This window comes from Jiella avicenniae (assembly GCF_021390325.1).
GTDB lineage: Bacteria > Pseudomonadota > Alphaproteobacteria > Rhizobiales > Rhizobiaceae > Jiella > Jiella avicenniae.
This window is the reverse complement of sequence record NZ_JAJUWU010000006.1, coordinates 176,742-196,645: the sequence shown is the minus strand read 5'-3', so window position 1 is coordinate 196,645 and position 19,904 is coordinate 176,742. Positions and strand designations below refer to the sequence as shown.

The following is a 19,904-nucleotide window of genomic DNA, read 5'->3' as shown; positions in this document are numbered from 1 at the left end:
TAGCAGCGGCTCGATCACCGCCCATTCCTGATCCGTGAGTTCATGACGACGCATGGCATTCTCCTTTCAAGGAGAATGAATCAGATCGTGCCGCTCAGATGAACCCGTTTATGGAGACGCTCTCTAGGGCGCCAGAAAGATCAGGGAGCTGCTCGTCAGGAAGCTCGCCGGCGATGTGCGCATCCCCGCCACCTCGACAGTCCACGCGGTGCTCGACCGGCACGGCCTGGTGAAGCGCGCCCGTCAAAGGCGGCGCTTCACCGCCACGGGCACCGCGCTGTCACAGGCGCTCCAGCCCAACGACCTGTGGTGCACGGATTTCAAAGGCGAGTTCAAGACCGGCAATGGCCGATACTGTTACCCTTTGACGGTCACCGATCAGGCTTCCCGTTCGATTCTGTGTTGCGAAGCCTTGGAAGCGACGAAGGAAGATCCCGTCATCGAGGCCTTCGTGCGCCTGTTCAAGGAACGCGGCCTGCCGCAGGCGATGCGATCCGACAACGGTCTGCCCTTCGCCTCACCCAACGGGCTCTACAATCTGTCCAGGCTTTCCGTCTTCTGGCTGCGCCTCGGCATCGCGATCGAACGGATCAAACCCGGCCATCCGCAACAGAACGGCCGCCACGAACGCATGCACCTGACATTGAAGAAGGAGACGACACGGCCGCCCGGTGCAAATAGCCTGCAACAGCAGGCCCGCTTCGACGAATTCGTCAGAGAGTTCAACACCGAACGCCCGCACGAGGCTCTCGCAATGAAGACGCCGAGCGACGTCTACGCCCCTTCTTCAAGGGCCTATCGGGGCCTGCCCGAAATCGACTACCCGTTCCATGACAGGGATGTTCTCGTCACCGCCTGTGGCCGCATCTGCATGCACAGAAAGAAGATCAACGTCTCGACCGTCATGGCCGGTCAGAGGCTCGGAATAAAGGAGATCGAGGAAGGCATTTGGATCGTCAGCTTCATGAGCTACGATCTGGGATATATCGACCTGGAACAGAGAACCTTGCAAACTATCGACAATCCGTTCGGCACGAGATTGTCACCCTTGTCTTAGGAACGTTCTGTTACCCATGTGTCCGGGTCGGACAGAAAAAGGAATGGCGCACCCGACAGGATTCGAACCTGTGACCTTCGCCTTCGGAGGGCGACACTCTATCCAGCTGAGCTACGGGTGCGGATCGGCGCAGGGCGACGACGTGTATGGGGAGGTTCCCTATCGCATCTGGCCGGCGGCGGCAAGAGCGGGATTTGGGCGAGGTCGGCGCCATGGGAGAGGAACCCGGTCGACGCGCTGCCGTTCAGGGTCGGCGATGGCAAGACGACGGAGGGTTCCATGGGCCGGCTCAAGACGACGCGAAAGGGTCATGCGACCCGCCGGATCCTGATCGGCGTCGCCGCCGCGGCGGGCGTCGCGATAGCCGGGTTCTTCGCCATCGGGCCGCGGCGGATCTGGCGGTGGGCGGCAGGCCCGGCCGATCAGGGGCCGGTCGATTTCGCCCGCCTGCGTCGCCGCGACGCGCCGAACGACGCCCTCGCCTGTTCGAAAGGCGCATGCACCCAGCCCGTCGACCTGATCCTGCCGACCTATCGGACGTCCCCTGCGGCCCTGATCGAGGCGCTGGACGATGCCGCCCGATCGAGCGGACGGGCCGAACGCGTCGACGACGGCCGCGATCCGGCCTATCGCCGCTACGTCTTCCGCAGCCAGGTGTTCGAATTTCCCGATACGCTCGACGCGAGAGCCGTCACCGTCGCCGGCGGCCAGACCGCGCTGATGCTCTACTCCCGGTCCCTCGTCGGCCGCGGCGATTTCGGTGCCAACCGCGCCCGGCTGGAGGCGATCGTGCGGGCGCTGGGCCGCATCCCGGCGGTGGAGGCGATCACCGCGGAATGATGCCCTGGGCTCCGACGGCGCAGCCGCTTCCCCGCGTGTCGACGCTTGTAAGGGCGTCCGGTTCGAGGTCCGGCGGATCGGGATCCGCCGCGCGGCGCGCATGCATCGGGGGCCTGCGGCGGCCGGCGAATTGCGACGCCGCCAGCGCCTTCCGCCGGCCGGACCGGCATTGAACCCTCGCGGCGGCGGGACCTCGACCTCGACCTCGACCTCGAAGAAGATCAGGCCGCAGCCTCGATCCTCGCGAGCCCCCCCATGACGGCGAGGAAATCGACGATTTCGGCAAGGCCCTTTGCTCGCGACAGGTCGGTGAACACCGTCGGCAGGACGCCCCTGCCCGCTTCGGCGTCGCGTCGCATCCGCTCCAGATCGGCGCCGACGTAAGGGGCGAGATCGGTCTTGTTGACCACGAGAAGGTCCGACCGGGTGATCGCCGGCCCGCCCTTGCGCGGAATGTCGTCGCCCTGGCAGACCGAGATGACGTAGATCGACAGGTCGACGAGGTCGGGCGAGAAGGTCGCGGCGAGATTGTCGCCGCCTGATTCGACCAGGACGAGATCGAGGTCGGCGTGGCGCCGCTTGAGTTCGGCGATCGCGGCGAGATTGATCGAGGCGTCCTCGCGGATCGCCGTGTGCGGGCAGCCGCCGGTCTCGACGCCGATGATCCGGTCGGCGGCGAGCGCCTGCAGCCGGACGAGCGCCTCGGCGTCCTCGCGGGTGTAGATGTCGTTGGTGACGACGCCGATCGACCAGTTTTCCCGCGCCGCCTTGCAGAGCTTTTCGGTGAGGGTCGTCTTGCCCGAGCCGACCGGGCCGCCGATGCCCACGCGCAGGGGGCCGTTGGTGGAAATCATGACCGAAAGAGCCTCGTTGGGAGCGTTTCGTGCCGCATCGCGGCGATCTCGGAAACTAATGCGGACGAGCCCAGATCGTCCAGCGTCGCGGTGCGGGCGCGCCCGGCATTTCCGACGATCGCCGGCGCCAGGGCATGGATCACCCCGACCCATTCGCCCTGTCCGAGCGGCACCAGACGCACGGCGGCCGAAACCAGCGAATGCGCGAAGTTCTGGGCATGGGCGGTGAGCGTGTCGCCCTTGCCGAGACCGGCCAGCGCCGCGACGGCGCCGGCCGCGACGGGCATCGGCATCGCGTCGATCTCTTCGAGGACCGCCAGCCGATGGCCAGCCGCTGCGATCCAGGGCCGCGCGGCGGTGAGGAAGGCGCTGCCGAGGCCGACGGTTTCCGCCCGCCGCTCGGCGCTGCCGGACAGGGCGCTCGCGAGTTCGGCGAGGTCGGCGAGCGCCGCGTCGTCGCCGGTGGTGACCGCGCCATGGGCGAGAGCCACGAAGACGAGGTCGTTCCAGCCGCTGCCGCGCGACATCAGCACCTCGACCCAGCGCTCGACGTCCCGCGCGCGCTTGACGCGGCACTCGCGGACGGCCGTTTCGAGACCGTGGGAATAGGCGAAGCCGCCGATCGGAAAGGCCGGCGAGAACAGCGTCAGCAGCGTCGCGAGGTCACCCGGCGAGGCCCCGGCCGCGGCCCGGCTGCGGTGCGCGCCGTCTTCCGCCTTGCAAATTTCGCCCGGCATTCCCGGCGCACCCTTTCTCTCAATCGTGGTGATGGGCCTGATACGCCCCGCCTTCCGGATCGAAGGGTGCCTCGATCTCCTCGACCTCTGCGCCGAGACCGAGCAGCATGTCGCGGATGACGGGATCGCGGCGGATCGTCAGCCGGTCGGCGAAGATCTGCGCCGCCAGATGGCGGTTGCCGATCTGCCAGGCCAGCGCGACGAGATGGGCCGTGTCCCGGCCGCGCACCTCGTGGAGCGGCTCCGGCTTGGCCCGCACCGCAATCACCGCGCCGTTGTCGAGAAGGATGCCGTCGCCGTCGCGCAGCAGCGTCGTTTCCGGCAGATCGAGAAGAAAGGCGATGCCGCCATCGGAGACCATCGCCATGCGGCGGCGATGCCTGAGGCTCTCGTCGAGGGTGATGGTGTCCGCCGCCTCGGTCCAGTCCCCACGCCGCAGAACGGTGTTTCCGACGATCATGGGAAGCCCTTTCGATCCTGAAATCCCGGCAAGCCGGATGGAGCGCTTGCGGGCGGAAGATAATGCGCAAAACCGACCGGCGGTAGTCGGCACCCGCCGGTCGCCCGCCCGGTAAGCCGACATTTCGCACGGATTGCAATGCGCGGCTTCACGAAAATTTAGCTCCGAAACGCCAAGCTCTCCGTAACGTCAACTGCGGAAAGAAGCATCGTCGTGAGAAGCATGAGCCGCCGTTCCGTTCTCCTGGCAATCTCTGCGGCAGCGGCCCATCCGTTCTCTTTCGTGTCGGCGCATGCCGCCGGCGACTTCGACGATCCCGCCGAAAAGCTCGTTTCCGTCACCGCCGGCCGTGGCAGGACGACGCGCTTCAGTCGCGACGATCTGGCGGCGCTGCCGCAGACCCGCTTCGAGACGAAAGCCCCGTGGATCGCGACGCCCGCCGTCTTCGAAGGGCCGTCGGTCGCGCAATTGCTGCGGGCTTTCGCGCCCGAAGCGGCGTTCGAACGGGCCGAGATCGCCGCACTCGACGAATACGCGGCGACCGCAGACGTATCCCGGCTCGTCGCCGACGACGCGATCTTCGCCATCAGGCAGAATGGGGCGTTCATGTCGGTGGCTGACAAAGGCCCGGCCTTGCTCATCTTTCCCTTCGACGACAGGCCCGAGCTCAAGGACAAGCCGCATTTCGGCCTCTGCATCTGGCAGATATCGCGGATCAGGCTGTCATGATCAGGCGGTGGTGGACGACGATCCGCAACTTCGATCGCTTCACGGGCGCGTTGCTGCTCGCGACCTGCGCGCTTGCCGGGTTCGCCGCCGTGACGAGCGTGCAGATTCAGCGCTATCAGGGTCAGATCGTCGAACTCTCGAACTACAATCTCTCCTACGTCTATGCGCGAACGCAGATCGAGATCCTGAGGCTGCATGCAGCGATCAGCGACGCGATCCTCGACGACGAGGGCACCGGCGCGGCGAAGCTCAGATGGGCGATCGTCAAGGGCCGGATTTCCACGATACCGATCGCCTACGGGCCGATCGACGTGCCCGAGGCGGCGACGGCGCGCGACAACCTGGAAAAAACGCTCTTCGCGATCCGGCCGCTCATCGCCGCGCTCGACTCGACGGAGAGCGGCATCGAGGCGCTCAACGCCCTCGATCGAGCGGCCAACGAATTCACCCGGCTGACCGCCCTCGCCAACGTCCGTCAATCGGAAGTCGCGCAACACGAGCAGGAGCTTCTCGCCGCGACGATGGTCCGCCTGAGCTCGGCCATCTTCCTGACGTGCTGCATCGGTCTCGCTCTCCTCGTCGTCGTCTTCCGCCAGAAGCAGCGGCTGCGGCAGGCAGCCGTCACCGACGTCCTGACCGGTCTGCCGAACCGGGCGGCGATCTACGATTGGAAGCCGGCGGGCGGCAAGCCCGTGACGATCGCGCTTGCCGTGATCGACGTCGATCGCTTCAAGGACGTCAACGACGAACTCGGCCATGCGGAGGGCGACGCTCTCCTGCGCTGCCTCGCGGACGTCCTGCGCGACCAGGCCGGCGACGACGCGCTGGCGGCGCGGCTGGGCGGTGACGAATTCGTCGTGATCTTCACCGGCAAGGACGCCTGGAAGCGGGCGGAGAGTCGCTGTGCGGCAATCGAAGACGCCTTTCGCTCGGGTTGCCAGACGACCGACTTCGCCGGCGCGACGCTCTCGATCGGCATTTCCGTCGGAACGGTCGCATCGAGCGCCGACATCGAACTGCTGATGACCCAGGCCGACGGCGCGATGTACGGCGCCAAGCGCGACCATCGAAATGCCGTTCCGGATCTTTCGGGCCGCTTCCATCGGCCCCCGCAACTCGCCTGCGGCTGATGCCGTTCATGGCTGGCAGGCAGGGGCGCCGAAGCGCTCTCCGGACGGTCGCGCCGCGATGGCCGCCGCCTGCCCTCAGAAGAGGAAATAACGCTGCGCCATCGCCAGTTCCTTGGCCGGCTCGCAGGTGAGCAGGACGCCGTCGGCCCGCACCTCGTAGGTTTCCGGATGCACGTCGATCCTGGGCGTCGCGGCATTGTGGATCATCGCCGACTTGCCGATGCCGCCGCGGGTGTTCTTCACCGGAAGGAAGGTCTTCTCGCAGCCGAGCGCGTCCCGGAGGCCCCGGCCCATCGCCGCCTGTGAGACGAAGGTGACCCCCGTCGCGCCCACCGCCTTGCCGAAGGCGCCGAACATCGGCCGGTAGTGCACCGGCTGCGGCGTCGGGATCGAGGCGTTCGGGTCGCCCATCGGGGCGGCGGCGATCATGCCGCCGAGAAGCACCATCATCGGTTTCACGCCGAAGAAGGCCGGGTCCCACAAAACCAGGTCGGCGCGCTTGCCGACCTCGATCGAGCCGATCTCGGCCGACATGCCCTGCGCGATCGCCGGGTTGATCGTGTATTTCGCGACGTAGCGCCTGGCCCGGAAATTGTCGTTGTCGCCCGTCTCCTCCGGCAGCCGCCCGCGCTGGCGCTTCATCTTGTCGGCCGTCTGCCAGGTGCGGATGATCACCTCGCCGACGCGGCCCATGGCCTGGCTGTCCGAGGCGATGATCGAGAAGGCGCCCATGTCGTGGAGGATGTCCTCGGCGGCGATCGTCTCCTTGCGGATGCGCGATTCGGCAAAGGCGATGTCCTCGGGGATCGACGCGTCGAGATGGTGGCACACCATCAGCATGTCGAGATGCTCTTCCAGGGTGTTCACCGTGTAGGGCCGGGTCGGGTTGGTCGAGGACGGCAGGACGTTTTGAAGCCCGCACACCTTGATGATGTCCGGCGCATGGCCGCCCCCGGCGCCCTCGGTGTGGAAGGCGTGGATGGTGCGGCCCTTGAAGGCGTCGACGGTGTTCTCGACGAAGCCCGATTCGTTCAGCGTGTCGGTGTGGATCATCACCTGGACGTCGTGGTCGTCGGCCACGGACAGGCAGTTGTCGATCGCCGCCGGCGTCGTGCCCCAGTCCTCGTGGAGCTTCAGCGCGCAGGCGCCGCCCTCGATCATCTCGACGAGCGGTGCCGGCAGCGAGGCGTTGCCCTTGCCGGAAAAACCGAGATTCATCGGAAAGGCGTCGGTCGCCTGGAGCATTCGGGCAAGATGCCAGGGGCCGGGCGTGCAGGTGGTGGCCAGCGTCCCGTGGGCCGGGCCGGTGCCGCCCCCGAGCATGGTGGTGACGCCGGAAAACAGCGCCTCGTCGATCTGCTGCGGGCAGATGAAGTGGATGTGGCTGTCGAAGCCGCCTGCGGTGACGATCTTGCCCTCGCCGGCGATCGCCTCCGTCCCCGGCCCGACGACGATGGTGACGCCGGGCTGCGTGTCCGGATTGCCGGCCTTGCCGATCGCCGCGATGCGCCCGTCCTTCAGGCCGATGTCGGCCTTGTAGATGCCGGTATGGTCGAGGATCAGCGCGTTGGTGATCACCGTGTCGACCGCCCCGTCGGCGCGCGAATGCTGGGACTGGCCCATGCCGTCGCGGATCACCTTGCCGCCGCCGAACTTCACCTCCTCGCCATAGGTCGTCAGATCCTTCTCGACCTCGACGAAGAGTTCGGTATCGGCGAGCCGCACCTTGTCCCCGGTGGTCGGGCCGAACATGGCCGCGTAGGATGCGCGCGTGATCTTGGCTGGCATGGCGTGTCTCTCGTGCGAGCGGGACTGTCGATCGGGTCGTGAAGACGCAGCGCGGTGACGCCACGTGATCGGATCACCATATGTCGGTCGAGAAAGCTTGTCTTCACTCGAACCGGAGGATGCGCGCGGCTTTTCCATCCGACCGCGAGCCGGAGCCCCGCAGCGCCCTCGAAGGAAATCCGATGCGACGCCCGATCCCCCTCCTCGCCGTGGCGGCAGCCGTCCTCGCCGCCGCGCCCGCGGCAGCCCAGCCCTTCGATCCCGGTCCGGGAATCAGCGTGCCGGGCTCTTCCATGGCCGGCGCCAAGATCGGCGGCGCACCGCCGCGGCCGAACGTCGGCATCGAGAACGCGCCGGTCTTCGGCGATACGGTCGAGGAGCGCTATTACGGCCGCGACTACGACAACAGCTATCTGCGCCCGAAGATTCCGAACGGCGCAAGCGGCGCCGGCGAGACCGAGCGGCGGGCGACCGAGGGCAATTCGCGGCTGGACGGCATCAATTCCGGCACCTTCGCGCGGGAAGGGCCCGGCGCCATCGGCTCGAGTTCGGTGACCCGCGGCCGTTCGAACGGCTCGCACCGGGCGATCATCCGGCGCGCTCCGCCCCGCTGACGGGCGCTGGCGTCCAGCGTCCGCCTTTTTTCGCCGCCTAGCTGGCTCCAATCGATCCGGCAGCGCCGCGAAGCGGCTGGCGGGGGATGGAAATTTCCCTGCCGAAGGCCAGTTAGTTCGAAGGAACGACCGGAGCGTTCCGGCTGCTCCGATCGATCAGCTCCAATGGAGAACCGTCATGCGTATCTCAAGCTCCGCCCGCCTCTCGGCCGCGCTCGTTCCAGTGGCGCTCGGTGCCGCCATGGCGCTCGCGGCGCCGGCTTCGGCACAGTCGATTCGGACCAGTCAGCTCTCGGGGACGACGTCCACGACGGGCGGCATCGCCGGCACACCGACCGGCACCTCCTCGGGCGGCACCTCCTCGAGCGGCACGCAGCTTCGGGCGACGGAGGGGTCGTCCTCGATCGGCAGCACCAATGTCGATGCGCTCGCCCGATCGGGAGATATCGGGACGTCCCCCGTCGACACGCTCGGCACGTCCGGCGACCCGATGAACTCGAACTATTCGGCGCAGCTCGCGCCCGTGCAGACCCCGGCGCCCGAACTGCCCACCCCTCGGGTCGGCATCGACCTCGAGGCGATCCAGCGCGGTCTCGCCTCGGCACCGAGCGCGACGCCGGACGCGGCCGGGAACTGAGCGCCCCGGCGAGGCCTCAGAGGCTTCCCATCACCTGACCGTTGAAGCCGAACACCTTGCGGCTGCCCCCGAGCGGCACGAGTGTGACCTCGCGGGTCTGACCCGGTTCGAACCGCACGGCGGTTCCCGCGGCGATGTCGAGCCGCATGCCCCGCGCAGCCTCCCGGTCGAAGGACAGGGCCGGGTTGGTCTCGGCGAAATGATAGTGGCTGCCGACCTGCACCGGCCGGTCGCCGCCGTTGCTGACGACCAGCGTCAATGCGTCCTGGCCGGCATTCAGCGTCAGTTCGCCGTCCATGGTGATGATTTCGCCGGGAATCATGGGCGATAGGCCTTTCGCAAGATGGAGGCGTCCGCCCCGCGGCGAACCTCGAACCCGGACACCATCAAATCACGGGCGAGGCCGCAAGGCCACCTGCCCCCGCGCCGGCCTGCGGCACGGGGACGTCGTTCGGCCTTGGCCGCTCAGGCGGCGAACAGCGCGAGGCCGGCCACGGCACCGAAGAGGCCGGCGGCGCGGATCGCCATCGGCTGGGCATGACGGACTGCCGCCGAGCCGAGCCAGAGCCCCGCGCCGTGAAGGGCCGCGGTCGCCACCGCAAAGCCGCAGGCATAGGAGACGGCGCCGGCCGCGCCCAGTTCCGAGCCGTGCGCATGGCCGTGGAACACCGCGAAGACGCCGACGATCGCAGCGGCCGCCAGCGCCGGGACACGGACGGCGAGCGCGATCAGAAGACCGACGGCGACGAGCGAGGCGATGATGGCCGGCTCGACGAAGGGCAGCGCGACGCCGGCCATGGCGAGCCCGAAGCCGACGAGCATCATGCCGACGAAGGCGGCGGGGATGGCGAAGCGGGCCGGGCCCTTGAAGGTCGCCGCCCAGATGCCGACGAGCAGCATGACGACGATGTGGTCGACACCGGTGAGAGGATGCGACACGCCGGCGAGCAACGAGCCGTGTTCGGCCGGGTTGAGATGGGCAAAGGCCGGCAGCGGCGTTGCCAGGATGGCAGCGGCTGCCAGGAGAGTGCGTTTCGGCATGTTGTCCCTCGATGTTGGTCGACCGGCGCCCCGACTTGGGTCGCGCCCCAGCCGTCGAACGTATTGGAAATGACCCGGCCGTGCCGGCGGAGCCGACCACGGGCCCGGGCGGCGCGATGATGTTTCCGTGAGCTGCCGCTGTCAAAGGCTTTTTCGCAAATGCACAAGCCACGCCGCTCCGGGCGACGCGAGGCCCGTGATGGCACGACCGACGGCTGATCGCCGCCGACGTCGGCCCGACGCCGCCGCATGCGGACGTTGCGGGTGAAACCACTTCCTCACATTTTCGTTTTATTGCCATTGAGCCGCCATGACGGCAAAATGACGTATCGGAAGGTCAAGCACCGGCGGAACGGATCGGGGCAGCCTTCCACGACAGGTTGGAGCAATTCGATGACGCGACCAATCCTTTTCGGGATGCTCGCAGCGATCGCCGTCGCGGCCTTTGCAGTCCCGGCCGGCAACGATCAGCCGCTGATCGTCCGCGTGGTGACGATCGGCGACCGGACGGGACCGGCATTCTATTCCATGATCGAACAGGGCTATCGGTTCATCGGCTCGCCGGAACTCTTCGCCGCCGACCAGGTCATGGCCGGCGGATTCGCCGGGACCGGCAGGGCCGCCGGGTCTGCCGAGACGTCCATGGTCACGGCCGAGGTCGAGAACCGCCCGGCGCGATAGAATCGCGCCGACGGACGGGGCGACCGGCGAGGTTTCCCAACCGTGTGCATCTGCCGACCGCGGCAGCCGCCGCTCCGCCCGGGACGATCCCGAAACGGAGCGCGACACGTCCTCTACAGAGACGCCTGAAGCTCGTCGAGGCCGGCGCGGGTCGCCTCGACGATGGTGTCGACGTCGTTCCTCTGGACGATCAGCGGCGGGCAGAAGGCGAGCGCGTCGCCGATCGCCCGCGAGATCACGCCGTTCTTCTGCACCATTGCGAAGGCGGCGCCGGCCATCGAGCCCGGCGGCTGCATGGCGACCTTCGCCTGCTTGTCGGTGACGAGCTCGACGGCGGCGATCAGCCCGACGCCCCGCACCTCGCCGACCAGCGGGTGCTCGCCGAGAGACGCCAGTTGCTCCTGGAAATAGGGTGCGATCTCCGCCGCATGCTCGATCAGGCGCTTCTCCTCGATGATGGCGAGGTTTTCGAGCGCGACGGCGGCGGCGACCGGATGGCCCGAAGCGGTGTAGCCGTGGCCGAAGGTGCCGATCTCGGAGGATTGGTCGGCGACCGGCTGATAGACGCGATCGTTGATCAGAAGCGCCGAAATCGGCAGGTAGGACGAAGACAGCGCCTTCGACACCGTCATGATGTCCGGCTCGATCCCGTAGGTTTCGCAGCCGAAGGCCCGCCCGGTCCGGCCGAAACCGCAGATCACCTCGTCGGCGACGAGCAGGATGTCGTATTTCTTCAGGACCGCCTGGATCTTCTGCCAATAGGTCTTCGGCGGCACGATGACGCCGCCCGCCCCCATCACCGGCTCGCCGATGAAGGCGGCGATCGTCTCGGGACCTTCCGCCTGGATCATCGCCTCCAGATCGGCCGCGCAGCGGCTGGCGAACGCCTCCTCGCTCTCGCCGTCGCGGCCCTCCCGCCAGTAATGCGGGCAGGTCGTGTGGAGAATCCCCTCCATCGGCAGGTCGAAGGCGCGATGGTTGTTCGGCAGGCCGGTCAGGCTGGCGGAGGCCAGCGTCACCCCGTGATAGCCCTTGATCCGGCTGATGATCTTCTTCTTTTCCGGCTGGCCGAGGGCGTTGGAGCGATAGCGTACCAGCTTGATCATCGTGTCGTTGGCTTCGGAGCCGGAATTGGTGAAATAGACCTTCGACATCTTCACCGGCGCCATGGCGATCAGCTTCTCGGCGAGTTCGATCGCCGGGACGTGCGACTTGTGGGTGAAGGTGTGGTAGTAGTTCAGCTTCTCCATCTGGCGCGCCGCCGCAGCCACCAGCCGCTTCTCGCCGAAGCCGACGGCGACCGACCAGAGACCGGCCATCGCCTCGACATAGCGCTTGCCGTCCGTATCGGTGACGTACATCCCCTCGCCGCTCTCGATGACGATCGGCCCGATTTCCTCGTGCCGGCGGGCATTGGTGTAGCTGTGCAGGTGATAGGCGACGTCGCGCGCCTCGATCGAGTTGGGGTTGAGCGTCATCGACAGGCCTCCGGAAACAAAAACACCTACGACATTGAACGTCGTCGGACCAAGCAATCGACTGCGGCGACAACGCTGCTAGCAAAGCCGGCAAATCACCTTATAGGCCGCCCCGACGGGCTTCGCCACGGCCGAACCTCAAGCGACTTGCACGCTTCTCGTGGGTACCCACGTTTCCGAACCGCAGTCGATTAAAAATTTTGGCGGGTCAAAGCACCTGCGGCGGGAGACCTTGCGGGCGGGCCCCTGCCAACTCTTTCCGCATTGCTAGGATCGAGCGCTCGGTGATCGGCCTATTGATATGTTTCCCAAGGGAATTTTCTAATTTTACAACTCTGATGTATAATCATACGTTCAATAAATTCAAGCTGATGATCAGAGGCATATGCCATGGAACCATCGTTGCTAAACGCGGCGTCTGCGTCTTTGAACAAGACGGTGCCAACACTCGCTCGCGCCATGCAATCTTGGCTTGAGTCTGAAAATGGCGGTAAAATTACAGTCAATTCCGAAGATAAAGTACAAATTTCAGAAATTACACCTGATAATGTGTCCGACGTTATAAACATCATAAAGAATGGCATTCTGAGCGGCGTTTTTCAACCACAAGCAGACAACAAAGAACCTGGCAGGACATTCGATCACGATACTGAAATATTGAAGATTGCTCTGATTGAAGCGACTCTCAATCGGATGCAGAGTCGACTGACCGTGGAACTCCCTCGTGCTCGGTCCCGTGTAAAAACGGCCAAACGACTGAAATTGTCTGCTTCTCTTGTGGCCCTAGTCAGCAACGTGAGTGTGCTCGGGGCTCTCGGACTTGGAAACTCATCCGCATCGGTTGTGGCGGCAATCATTGCGCTTCTCGTTTCCGGCTTCAAAATCGTGGAGGATCACTTGATCGCTGGGTTTACGGGCAACGAGCCACATAAGTTACAGGAATTTCTTATCGAAACGAATCGCTTGCTCTTAGAGTGCGATAATGTCTCCCGGATTTTCGCCACCTTGAATCAAGCAAATGCATCCCCGAACGCATACCCCATCCAAGACGCAGAGAGAATCTGCAAAGATCTCATGAGAATAATTCCAGAAATTGAGTTGAAAGGAGATTGATTTACATTAGATTTCTACAAAGGCGAAATATTTAAAAAATCACGATTTTCTTAGATACATTAATTCACAGAAAAAATATCGGAGCCGATAGCACAAGCTGTTAATCACGGCGTCTGCAGCAGCCGCTCCAGATACTCCCGCTCCTGCTGCGGCGAGAGCTGGTTGCCGAGCCGCTTGCGGATCTGGTCGAGGATCCGGCGGGCGCGCTGGGTGTCGATCTCGTCGGGAATGCCGACGTCCTCGCCGAAATCGGGACCTTGCGAATTGCGCTGTCGGCCGAGCGGATCGCGGCTCGACTGGTTCATCTGCCGTCCGCCGAAACCCTGGCCCATCTGGCCCTGGCCGGGCTGCTGGCCCTGCTGCATCGCCTGCTGCATCTGCTGCATCATCGACTGCGCGCCGCGCCGCAGCGCTTCGAGGGCCTTGCCCTGATGCCCGAAGGCCTCGCCGTCGCGGCCTTCGCCGAGCGAGCCCTCGGCATTGCCCATCTCCTCGCCGGCCTCGCCGAAGTCCTCGGAGGGCTGCATGCCCATGCCTTCGAGTTCCTGGCGCATCGCTTCCAGCTGCTGCTGCAGTTCGCCCTGCTGCTGCTGCAGCTGCTTCATCATCTCCTGCATCTGTTCGGCGGTCATCTCGCCGCCCGGCTGCTGGCCCTGCTGCCCTTGCTGGCCCTCCTGGTTCTCGCCCTGCTGCTGCTCGCCCTGCTGCTGCTGGCCCTGCTGCTGCTGGCCTTGCCGACCCTGCTGTTGCTGCTGGCGATACATCTGGCGGCCGAGATCGTAGGTCTGGTCCCGCAGCTGCTGCTGGCGCTGCAGCATCTCGCCGAGCTTGTTCATCTGCTCCTGCATCGGGTTCTGCTGGCCCTGCCCCTGCCGCTGCTGGCCGGGCCGCATGGCCTGCAGGTTGTCCATCATCTGCTGCAGTTCCGACAGCAGCTGCTGGGCGGCGTCCTTGGAGCCGGATTTCGCCAGATCCTCGATCCGGTCGAGCATCTTCTGCAGGTCCTGGGGACGGATCTCCTGGAAGTTCTGCGACTGCATCTCCTCCTGGCTCATCGGCGGCATGTTCTTCATCTGCTCGGCGAGCGCCTGCATGTATTCCTGCATCGCCTCGCGCAGTTCCTGCATCAGCTTGTCGATCTCCTCGCCAGACGCGCCGTTTTCCAGCGCCTCGGCGAGCCGTTCGCGCGCGTCCCGGAGCCGGCGCTCGGCGAGCGACAGGTCGCCGTCCTCGATGCCGAGCGCGATCTCCCACATGAAGTCGACCGCCGAGCGCAGCGTCTCGTCGTCAGGGGCGGTCGCGATGCGCGTCCTGACGGCCTTCAGCGCGAGATAGTCGGTCGGATTGGCGATGAATTCGTCGCCGCGCAGCGTCACCGCGTCGAGCATGTCGACGACGCGGTCGGCCCTGTTGGCATCGAGGGCGAGGATCCGGCGCTGCTCGACCACGGCCTTCGCCAGCGGATTGAGGAAGCGGCGCTCGGGCAGGGTGATCGCCTTGGTCTTGGAGCGTCCGGTCTGGCCCGCATCGTCTTCCGCGACGAGGGTCAGATCGACCTTCGCGCCGGCATAGGGGCTCTCGGTGAGGTCGACGCTGGATTTTCCTTCCGAAACGCCCTGGCCGCGCCGCGGCACCGCGAGCCGCATCTCCGGCGCCGGATAGAGCGGCCGGGCGCCGGCCGCCTGCGCGCCCTCGACCTCGATCTCGCCGCGTGCCTTGCGCACCCCGTAGTCGTCGCCGACCTCGTAGGCGAGCTGCAGCGCGCCGTTGCGGGACTCGGAGGGTTCGTCCTTGAAGGCGATGGTCGGATCGGCGTCGGGCGTCACCGAAAATCGCCATTGCCCGAGTGAGGAGAAGCCGGTCTCGACGTCGATCGAACCGCTTTCGGCGACGGTATATTCGTAGTCGCGGGGCCCGTCGGCCGGCGCGGCCGTTTCGGCTCCGCCGCCGGTTTCCGCGGCCGGCTTCGTCTCGTCCGCGGCCGTCTCGTTCGCGTCGCCCGTCGCGGGAGCGGCGCCGTCTCCGGCAGCGGCCTCGGCCGCCTTCGCCTCCGCGGTCGAGAGAATCGCGACCGCATCGGCGCCCTCGCGCGCCGGATCGAACGTCACGTCGACGCTTTCGCCGTTGCTGACGCGAAGCGAGAACTTGCTGCCTTCCGGCACGGTGATCGGCTGGGTGTCCGCCGCCGTCAGGAAGATCGGCGCCCGCCGCGTATAGGCCGGCGGCGTCACCCAGGCGTCGACCCGCCGGCCTGCGGCCTCGACGCTCGCCGGCCGCAGGAAGGCGTCGGCGATGCGCCCGCCGTCCGGGCCGAAGGAAAAGGCGAAGGACGTGACGAGGAGAAGCGCGAGGACGGCGCGCAGGCCGATCGGGTCGAGCCGCTCGCTACGCGTCGCCGGCGCTCCGCCGGTGAGATGGCGCAGATTGGCCGACATCCGCCGCTGGTGCTCGCGCCACAGGGCGGCGGCGAAGGGATCGTCGCTGGACGGGCGCTCGCCCTGGGCCCGCAGCGGCTGATGGGTGAGCCGGCTGGTCGCCTCGATCCGCCGATCGACGTCGCCGGTCGAGGGAAACCGCAGCCGCCTCGATCCGACCGCCAGAAGGGCGATGGAGGCGAGCGCGCAAAGGGCGATGACGGCCAGAACGACGATGCGCAGCACGTCCGGCATCAGCCGGAACAGGCCGAACCAGGCGAAGACGAGAAACAGCGCGGCGCTGGCGGCAAGGCCGAGAATCGCCGGCCAGGAGCGCTCCAGCAGCATGGCGGCGAAGGTCGTCCGGCGCGTCCAGCCGAGCCGCCGGGTCGGCCGCCATGTCCTCGACGCGTCGTTGTCCGCCATGCCCTGCCCCAGTTCGCGCTCGTCGATCCCGACCCTAACAGGATTTGAGGCGAAGTGGAGGCGCTTGACGGGACTGTGAAGACGCTGCGAGGTCAGAGGCATGGCAGCACCACCCGGCGCCCGGGCAGCGGCCTGCCGTCAATCCTCGCCGCCGAGCCAGCCCGGCAGTCGGTCGAGGCCGATCAGCTCGTCGATCGTCTGGCGCGGCCGCACGATGGCGAAGTCGCCACCCTTGACCAGCACCTCTGCGATCAGCGGACGGGTATTGTAGGTCGAGGACTGCACTGCCCCGTAAGCGCCCGCCGAGGCGACCTGGACGAGGTCCCCCGCCTTCACCACCGGCATGTCGCGGTCTTTGGCGAGGAAGTCGCCGCTCTCGCAGACCGGGCCGACGACGTCGACGAGGAAGCGCTCCCCCCCGGCCGATTCGTGGACGGGTGCGATGTCGTGCCAGGCGTCGTAGAGGGTCGGACGGATCAGATCGTTCATCGCCGCGTCGAGGACGAGGAAGGTCTTGCCCTCGGTCTTCTTCACGTAGACGACGCGCGAAACGAGAATGCCGGCATTGGCGGCGATCAGCCGGCCCGGCTCGAACACCACCTTGCAGCCGAGATCGCGCACGTGGCGCTTGACGATCTCGGCATAGGCCGGCGGCTCCGGCGGCGGCTGGTTGTCGCGGCGATAGGGAACGCCGAGCCCGCCGCCGAGATCGACGTGGTCGATCCGGTGGCCCATGCCGCGCAGGTGCCTGACGAGGCCCGCCAGCCGGTCGAAGGCGCGGTCGAAGGGCTCCAGCGCCTCGATCTGGCTGCCGATATGCATGTCGATGCCGGTGACGGCGATGCCGGGCAGTTCGCGGGCGCGCTCGTAGACGGCGTCGGCGCGGTCGAAGGCGATGCCGAACTTGTCGTGCTTCTTGCCGGTCGAGATCTTGGCGTGGCCGCCCGCATCGACGTCCGGATTGATCCGGAAGGACACGTTGGCGGTGACGCCGGCGCCGACGGCGCGGGCCGAAATCGCCTCGAGTTCGGGCTCCGATTCGACGTTGAAGCAGAAGATCCCCGAAGCGAGCGCGACGTCGATCTCCGCGACGGTCTTGCCGACGCCGGAAAACATGATCTTTTCGGCGGGAATGCCCGCCCGCAGCGCCCGGATCAGTTCGCCGCCCGAAACCACGTCGGCGCCGGCGCCGAGCCCGGCGAGGGTGGCGAGCACCGCTTGGTTGGAGTTCGCCTTCACCGCATAGCAGACGAGCGCGTCGATGTCGGAGAATGCCCGGGCGAAGACCTGGTAGTGCCGCGTCAGCGTCGCCGTCGAATAGCAGTAGAACGGCGTGCCGACTTCCGCGGCGATCGTCTCGATCGCAACGTCTTCGGCATGGAGGCTGCCGTCCTTGTATCCGAAATGATTCATGGCGATGCCGGCACCGGATTTCAGGGTCAGTTCAACAGCGGATCGAGGATGAAGCCGCGATCGGCGGTCTCGTTCTTCGAGACTTCGGCGCCGCTGATGGCGACGTTGCGGCTCGACTGGGTGAGGGACGTCGGCCGGAGCGACGTTGCCGTGTCGCCGCTTCGGTTCGACTTCGCGTCACCATCGACGACCGGAGGAACCTCCCCGGTGGTCGGGCCCACCGGCAGGTTCTTGACGCCGCAGCCCGCCAGAAGACTCATGACGACGACGACGGCCGTCCATACCAGCTTCACCGCTCGATCTCCCATCTCGACTGTCCCGCGACTCCGATTGCCGCGATGGTGATAAACGGTTCCCACGGCAAAAGCACCCGCCCTCGCCGTCAAAGCCCCTCAGGAGCCAGCCGATGTCGCCAGTATGCCACTTGCTGGCGGACGTTGTCGGGCGCGGTGCCACCGAAACTCGTGCGGCTGCGCACCGAGGCGTCGACGCCGAGCACCGAATAGATCCCCTCGCCGATGCGTCCGTCGAGGGACTTCAGGACGTCGAGCGGCAGGTCCTCGAGCTTGAGCCCCGCCCCTTCGGCGAGCGAGACCGCCCGACCGGTGACGTGATGGGCCTCGCGGAAGGGCAGGCCGAGTTCGCGCACCAGATAGTCGGCGAGATCGGTGGCGGTCGAATAGCCGTGGCCGGCGGCCTTGCGCATCGCCTCGGCATTGACCGTGAGATCGCGGATCATCCCCGTCGCCGCCGCCAGAGCCAGGGCGAGCGAATCGATCGCGTCGAAGACCTGCTCCTTGTCCTCCTGCATGTCCTTGGAATAGGTCAGCGGCAGGCCCTTCATCACCGTCAGCAGCGAGATGAGCGCGCCGTTGATCCGGCCGGGCTTGGCGCGCACCAGCTCCGCCGCATCCGGGTTGCGTTTCTGCGGCATGATCGAGGAGCCCGTCGAAAAGGCATCCGACAGCCTGACGAAGCCGAACTGCGGCGTCGACCAGATGACGACCTCTTCGGCGAGCCGCGACAGATGGGTGGCGCAGATCGCCGCCACGGACAGGAACTCCAGCGCGAAATCGCGGTCCGAGACCGAATCGAGGGAGTTGCGCGTCGGCGTCGCGAAGCCGAGCGCGGTCGCCGTCGCATGCCGGTCGATGGCAAAGCCCGTGCCGGCGAGCGCCGCCGCGCCGAGCGGGCACTCGTCGAGGCGCTTCAGCGCGTCGCGGCAGCGCGAGCGGTCGCGCGCCGCCATCTCGACATAGGCGAGGCAGTGATGGCCGAAGGTGACCGGCTGGGCGACCTGCAGATGGGTGAAGCCCGGCATCACCGTTTCCGCATGAGCTTCGGCCTTGTCGAGCAGGGCTTCGATGAAGGCCGTCAGCCTCGCCTCCAACGCCTCGAAGGCGGTGCGCACATGCATGCGGAAATCGATCGCCACCTGATCGTTGCGCGAGCGCGCCGTATGGAGCCGCCCCGCGGCGGGGCCGATCAGCTCGGCGAGGCGCGACTCGACGTTCATGTGGATGTCTTCGAGCCGTCGCGAGAAGTTGAACGTCCCCGCCTCGATCTCGGCCTCGATCTGGGCGAGACCCTCGACGATCTTCTCGGCATCTTCGGCCGAGACGATGCCCTGCCGCCCCAGCATCTCGGCATGGGCCTTGGAACCGCGGATGTCTTCGCGATAGAGCCGCTTGTCGAAATCGATCGAGGCGTTGATCTCCTCCATGATCGCGTCGGGGCCGGAGGCGAAACGGCCGCCCCACATCTCGTTGCTGGTTTTCTGGCTCATCGGTACCGTAGGACGAAGGATTGGGAGTGAAATGACGGTGGAGAATTCGCTGCGCTTCGACAAGCGTCTCCTCGCCATTGCGGGTCTGGCGCTGGTCTTCGGCATCGTGGCCGGTGTCGGGGTGCTATACGTGACGGAAAGCGGGTCTGGCAACGCGGTCGCTTCCGCCTGCCCGCTCGACGAGAGTTTCGCTGCCGCCGTCAACGACAATGCCACCGGCGAAGTGGCGGCCGTGCGCGCCCTCGACGAGCCCTTCGATGCGAAGACCATCGCCTTCAAGGACGAGAGCGGCAAGGAGGTCTCGATCGCCGACTTCGCCGGCAAGAATTTGCTGGTCAACGTCTGGGCGACGTGGTGCGTCCCCTGCCGGGCGGAGATGCCGGCTCTCGACGCGCTGGAGCGCCAGGAAGGCGGCGCGGATTTCGCCGTGGTGCCGATCAATGTCGACATGGGCGATCTCGCCAAGCCGAAGACATTCTACACCGAGACCAACCTCGAGAGCCTGCCGCTCTATCACGACGGCTCGCTGGCGACGTTCAACGACCTCAAGTCCAAGGGCGTCACCCTCGGCCTGCCGGTCTCGCTCATCGTCGACCCGGACGGCTGTGCGAAAGGCGTCATCACCGGTCCGGCCGAATGGGCGAGCCCGGACGCCATCCGGCTGATCGAGGCGGTGAAGCGGGAGGGCTCCGCCGGCGCCTGAGGG

General features: G+C 66.5%; 19 protein-coding genes, 1 tRNA gene and 1 pseudogene. 9 read left to right on the top strand and 12 right to left on the bottom strand.

The window, feature by feature from the left end:
* Positions 1-127: 127 nt before the first annotated feature.
* Positions 128-1,057: pseudogene (locus LZD57_RS07765) on the top strand (integrase core domain-containing protein); the annotation flags it as partial.
* A 44-nt stretch (positions 1,058-1,101) separates the two neighbouring features.
* Here LZD57_RS07765 and LZD57_RS07760 read toward each other — a convergent pair.
* Positions 1,102-1,178, bottom strand: a tRNA-Arg gene (locus tag LZD57_RS07760).
* A gap of 158 nt (positions 1,179-1,336) precedes the next feature.
* Here LZD57_RS07760 and LZD57_RS07755 point away from each other — a divergent pair.
* A complete protein-coding gene (locus LZD57_RS07755) occupies positions 1,337-1,897 on the top strand; it encodes a DUF1499 domain-containing protein (protein ID WP_233719040.1) in 561 nt (186 codons plus the stop codon).
* 221 nt (positions 1,898-2,118) lie between these two features.
* On the opposite strand, the gene ureG is transcribed toward LZD57_RS07755, so the two are convergent.
* The 3 genes from ureG to LZD57_RS07740 are packed head-to-tail and all read right to left on the bottom strand — an operon-like array spanning position 2,119 to position 3,948.
* Complete coding sequence (gene ureG, locus LZD57_RS07750) at positions 2,119-2,751, bottom strand: urease accessory protein UreG (protein WP_233719039.1); 633 nt, start codon at positions 2,749-2,751, stop codon at positions 2,119-2,121.
* Complete coding sequence (locus LZD57_RS07745) at positions 2,748-3,488, bottom strand: urease accessory protein UreF (RefSeq protein ID WP_233719038.1); 741 nt, start codon at positions 3,486-3,488, stop codon at positions 2,748-2,750. Before LZD57_RS07745 ends, ureG begins: the two co-directional genes overlap by 4 nt.
* A gap of 19 nt (positions 3,489-3,507) precedes the next feature.
* On the bottom strand, positions 3,508-3,948 hold the full coding sequence (locus LZD57_RS07740; protein ID WP_233719037.1) for an urease accessory protein UreE: 441 nt from the start codon (positions 3,946-3,948) through the stop codon (positions 3,508-3,510).
* Between the two features lie 222 nt (positions 3,949-4,170).
* On the opposite strand from LZD57_RS07740, the gene LZD57_RS07735 reads away from it, so the two are divergent.
* Positions 4,171-4,677 (top strand): putative pterin-binding protein, encoded by a 507-nt coding sequence (locus LZD57_RS07735; RefSeq protein ID WP_233719036.1) that lies wholly within the window; start codon positions 4,171-4,173, stop codon positions 4,675-4,677.
* Complete coding sequence (locus LZD57_RS07730; protein WP_233719035.1) at positions 4,674-5,807, top strand: GGDEF domain-containing protein; 1,134 nt, start codon at positions 4,674-4,676, stop codon at positions 5,805-5,807. Before LZD57_RS07735 ends, LZD57_RS07730 begins: the two co-directional genes overlap by 4 nt.
* Before the next feature lie 75 nt (positions 5,808-5,882).
* Here LZD57_RS07730 and ureC read toward each other — a convergent pair whose 3' ends face one another.
* Positions 5,883-7,595: an urease subunit alpha gene (ureC, locus tag LZD57_RS07725; RefSeq protein ID WP_233719034.1), complete on the bottom strand. Its 1,713-nt coding sequence runs from the start codon at positions 7,593-7,595 to the stop codon at positions 5,883-5,885.
* A 182-nt stretch (positions 7,596-7,777) separates the two neighbouring features.
* Here ureC and LZD57_RS07720 point away from each other — a divergent pair, with 182 nt between their 5' ends.
* Positions 7,778-8,209 (top strand): hypothetical protein, encoded by a 432-nt coding sequence (locus LZD57_RS07720; protein ID WP_233719033.1) that lies wholly within the window; start codon positions 7,778-7,780, stop codon positions 8,207-8,209.
* Between the two features lie 178 nt (positions 8,210-8,387).
* The gene (locus LZD57_RS07715; protein WP_233719032.1) at positions 8,388-8,846 is read left to right on the top strand and encodes a hypothetical protein; all 459 of its coding nucleotides are present in this window, start codon (positions 8,388-8,390) and stop codon (positions 8,844-8,846) included.
* Positions 8,847-8,862: 16 nt separating this feature from the next.
* Here LZD57_RS07715 and LZD57_RS07710 read toward each other — a convergent pair whose 3' ends face one another.
* Together LZD57_RS07710 and LZD57_RS07705 are read right to left on the bottom strand one after the other, a co-directional pair.
* Positions 8,863-9,168: an urease subunit beta gene (locus LZD57_RS07710; RefSeq protein ID WP_233719031.1), complete on the bottom strand. Its 306-nt coding sequence runs from the start codon at positions 9,166-9,168 to the stop codon at positions 8,863-8,865.
* A 143-nt stretch (positions 9,169-9,311) separates the two neighbouring features.
* Positions 9,312-9,887: a HupE/UreJ family protein gene (locus tag LZD57_RS07705; RefSeq protein WP_233719030.1), complete on the bottom strand. Its 576-nt coding sequence runs from the start codon at positions 9,885-9,887 to the stop codon at positions 9,312-9,314.
* A gap of 393 nt (positions 9,888-10,280) precedes the next feature.
* Between LZD57_RS07705 and LZD57_RS07700 the strand changes: the two genes are divergently transcribed.
* A complete protein-coding gene (locus LZD57_RS07700) occupies positions 10,281-10,568 on the top strand; it encodes a hypothetical protein (RefSeq protein ID WP_233719029.1) in 288 nt (95 codons plus the stop codon).
* 113 nt (positions 10,569-10,681) lie between these two features.
* Here the strand turns inward: LZD57_RS07700 and LZD57_RS07695 are convergent, their stop codons facing one another.
* Positions 10,682-12,046: an aspartate aminotransferase family protein gene (locus LZD57_RS07695; protein WP_233719028.1), complete on the bottom strand. Its 1,365-nt coding sequence runs from the start codon at positions 12,044-12,046 to the stop codon at positions 10,682-10,684.
* A 390-nt stretch (positions 12,047-12,436) separates the two neighbouring features.
* On the opposite strand from LZD57_RS07695, the gene LZD57_RS07690 reads away from it, so the two are divergent.
* The gene (locus tag LZD57_RS07690) at positions 12,437-13,159 is read left to right on the top strand and encodes a hypothetical protein (protein ID WP_233719027.1); all 723 of its coding nucleotides are present in this window, start codon (positions 12,437-12,439) and stop codon (positions 13,157-13,159) included.
* Positions 13,160-13,263: 104 nt separating this feature from the next.
* Here the strand turns inward: LZD57_RS07690 and LZD57_RS07685 are convergent, their stop codons facing one another.
* From LZD57_RS07685 to argH, 4 genes are all read right to left on the bottom strand, one after another.
* Positions 13,264-16,101, bottom strand: coding sequence for a TIGR02302 family protein (locus tag LZD57_RS07685; protein ID WP_233719026.1), 2,838 nt, complete (start codon positions 16,099-16,101; stop codon positions 13,264-13,266).
* Between the two features lie 36 nt (positions 16,102-16,137).
* On the bottom strand, positions 16,138-17,412 hold the full coding sequence (gene lysA / locus LZD57_RS07680; RefSeq protein ID WP_233719025.1) for a diaminopimelate decarboxylase: 1,275 nt from the start codon (positions 17,410-17,412) through the stop codon (positions 16,138-16,140).
* 26 nt (positions 17,413-17,438) lie between these two features.
* A complete protein-coding gene (locus tag LZD57_RS07675) occupies positions 17,439-17,705 on the bottom strand; it encodes a hypothetical protein (protein WP_233719024.1) in 267 nt (88 codons plus the stop codon).
* Between the two features lie 89 nt (positions 17,706-17,794).
* The gene (gene argH / locus LZD57_RS07670; RefSeq protein WP_233719023.1) at positions 17,795-19,198 is read right to left on the bottom strand and encodes an argininosuccinate lyase; all 1,404 of its coding nucleotides are present in this window, start codon (positions 19,196-19,198) and stop codon (positions 17,795-17,797) included.
* A gap of 31 nt (positions 19,199-19,229) precedes the next feature.
* Here argH and tlpA point away from each other — a divergent pair, with 31 nt between their 5' ends.
* Positions 19,230-19,901, top strand: coding sequence for a thiol:disulfide interchange protein TlpA (gene tlpA / locus LZD57_RS07665; protein ID WP_233719022.1), 672 nt, complete (start codon positions 19,230-19,232; stop codon positions 19,899-19,901).
* Positions 19,902-19,904: the final 3 nt, after the last annotated feature.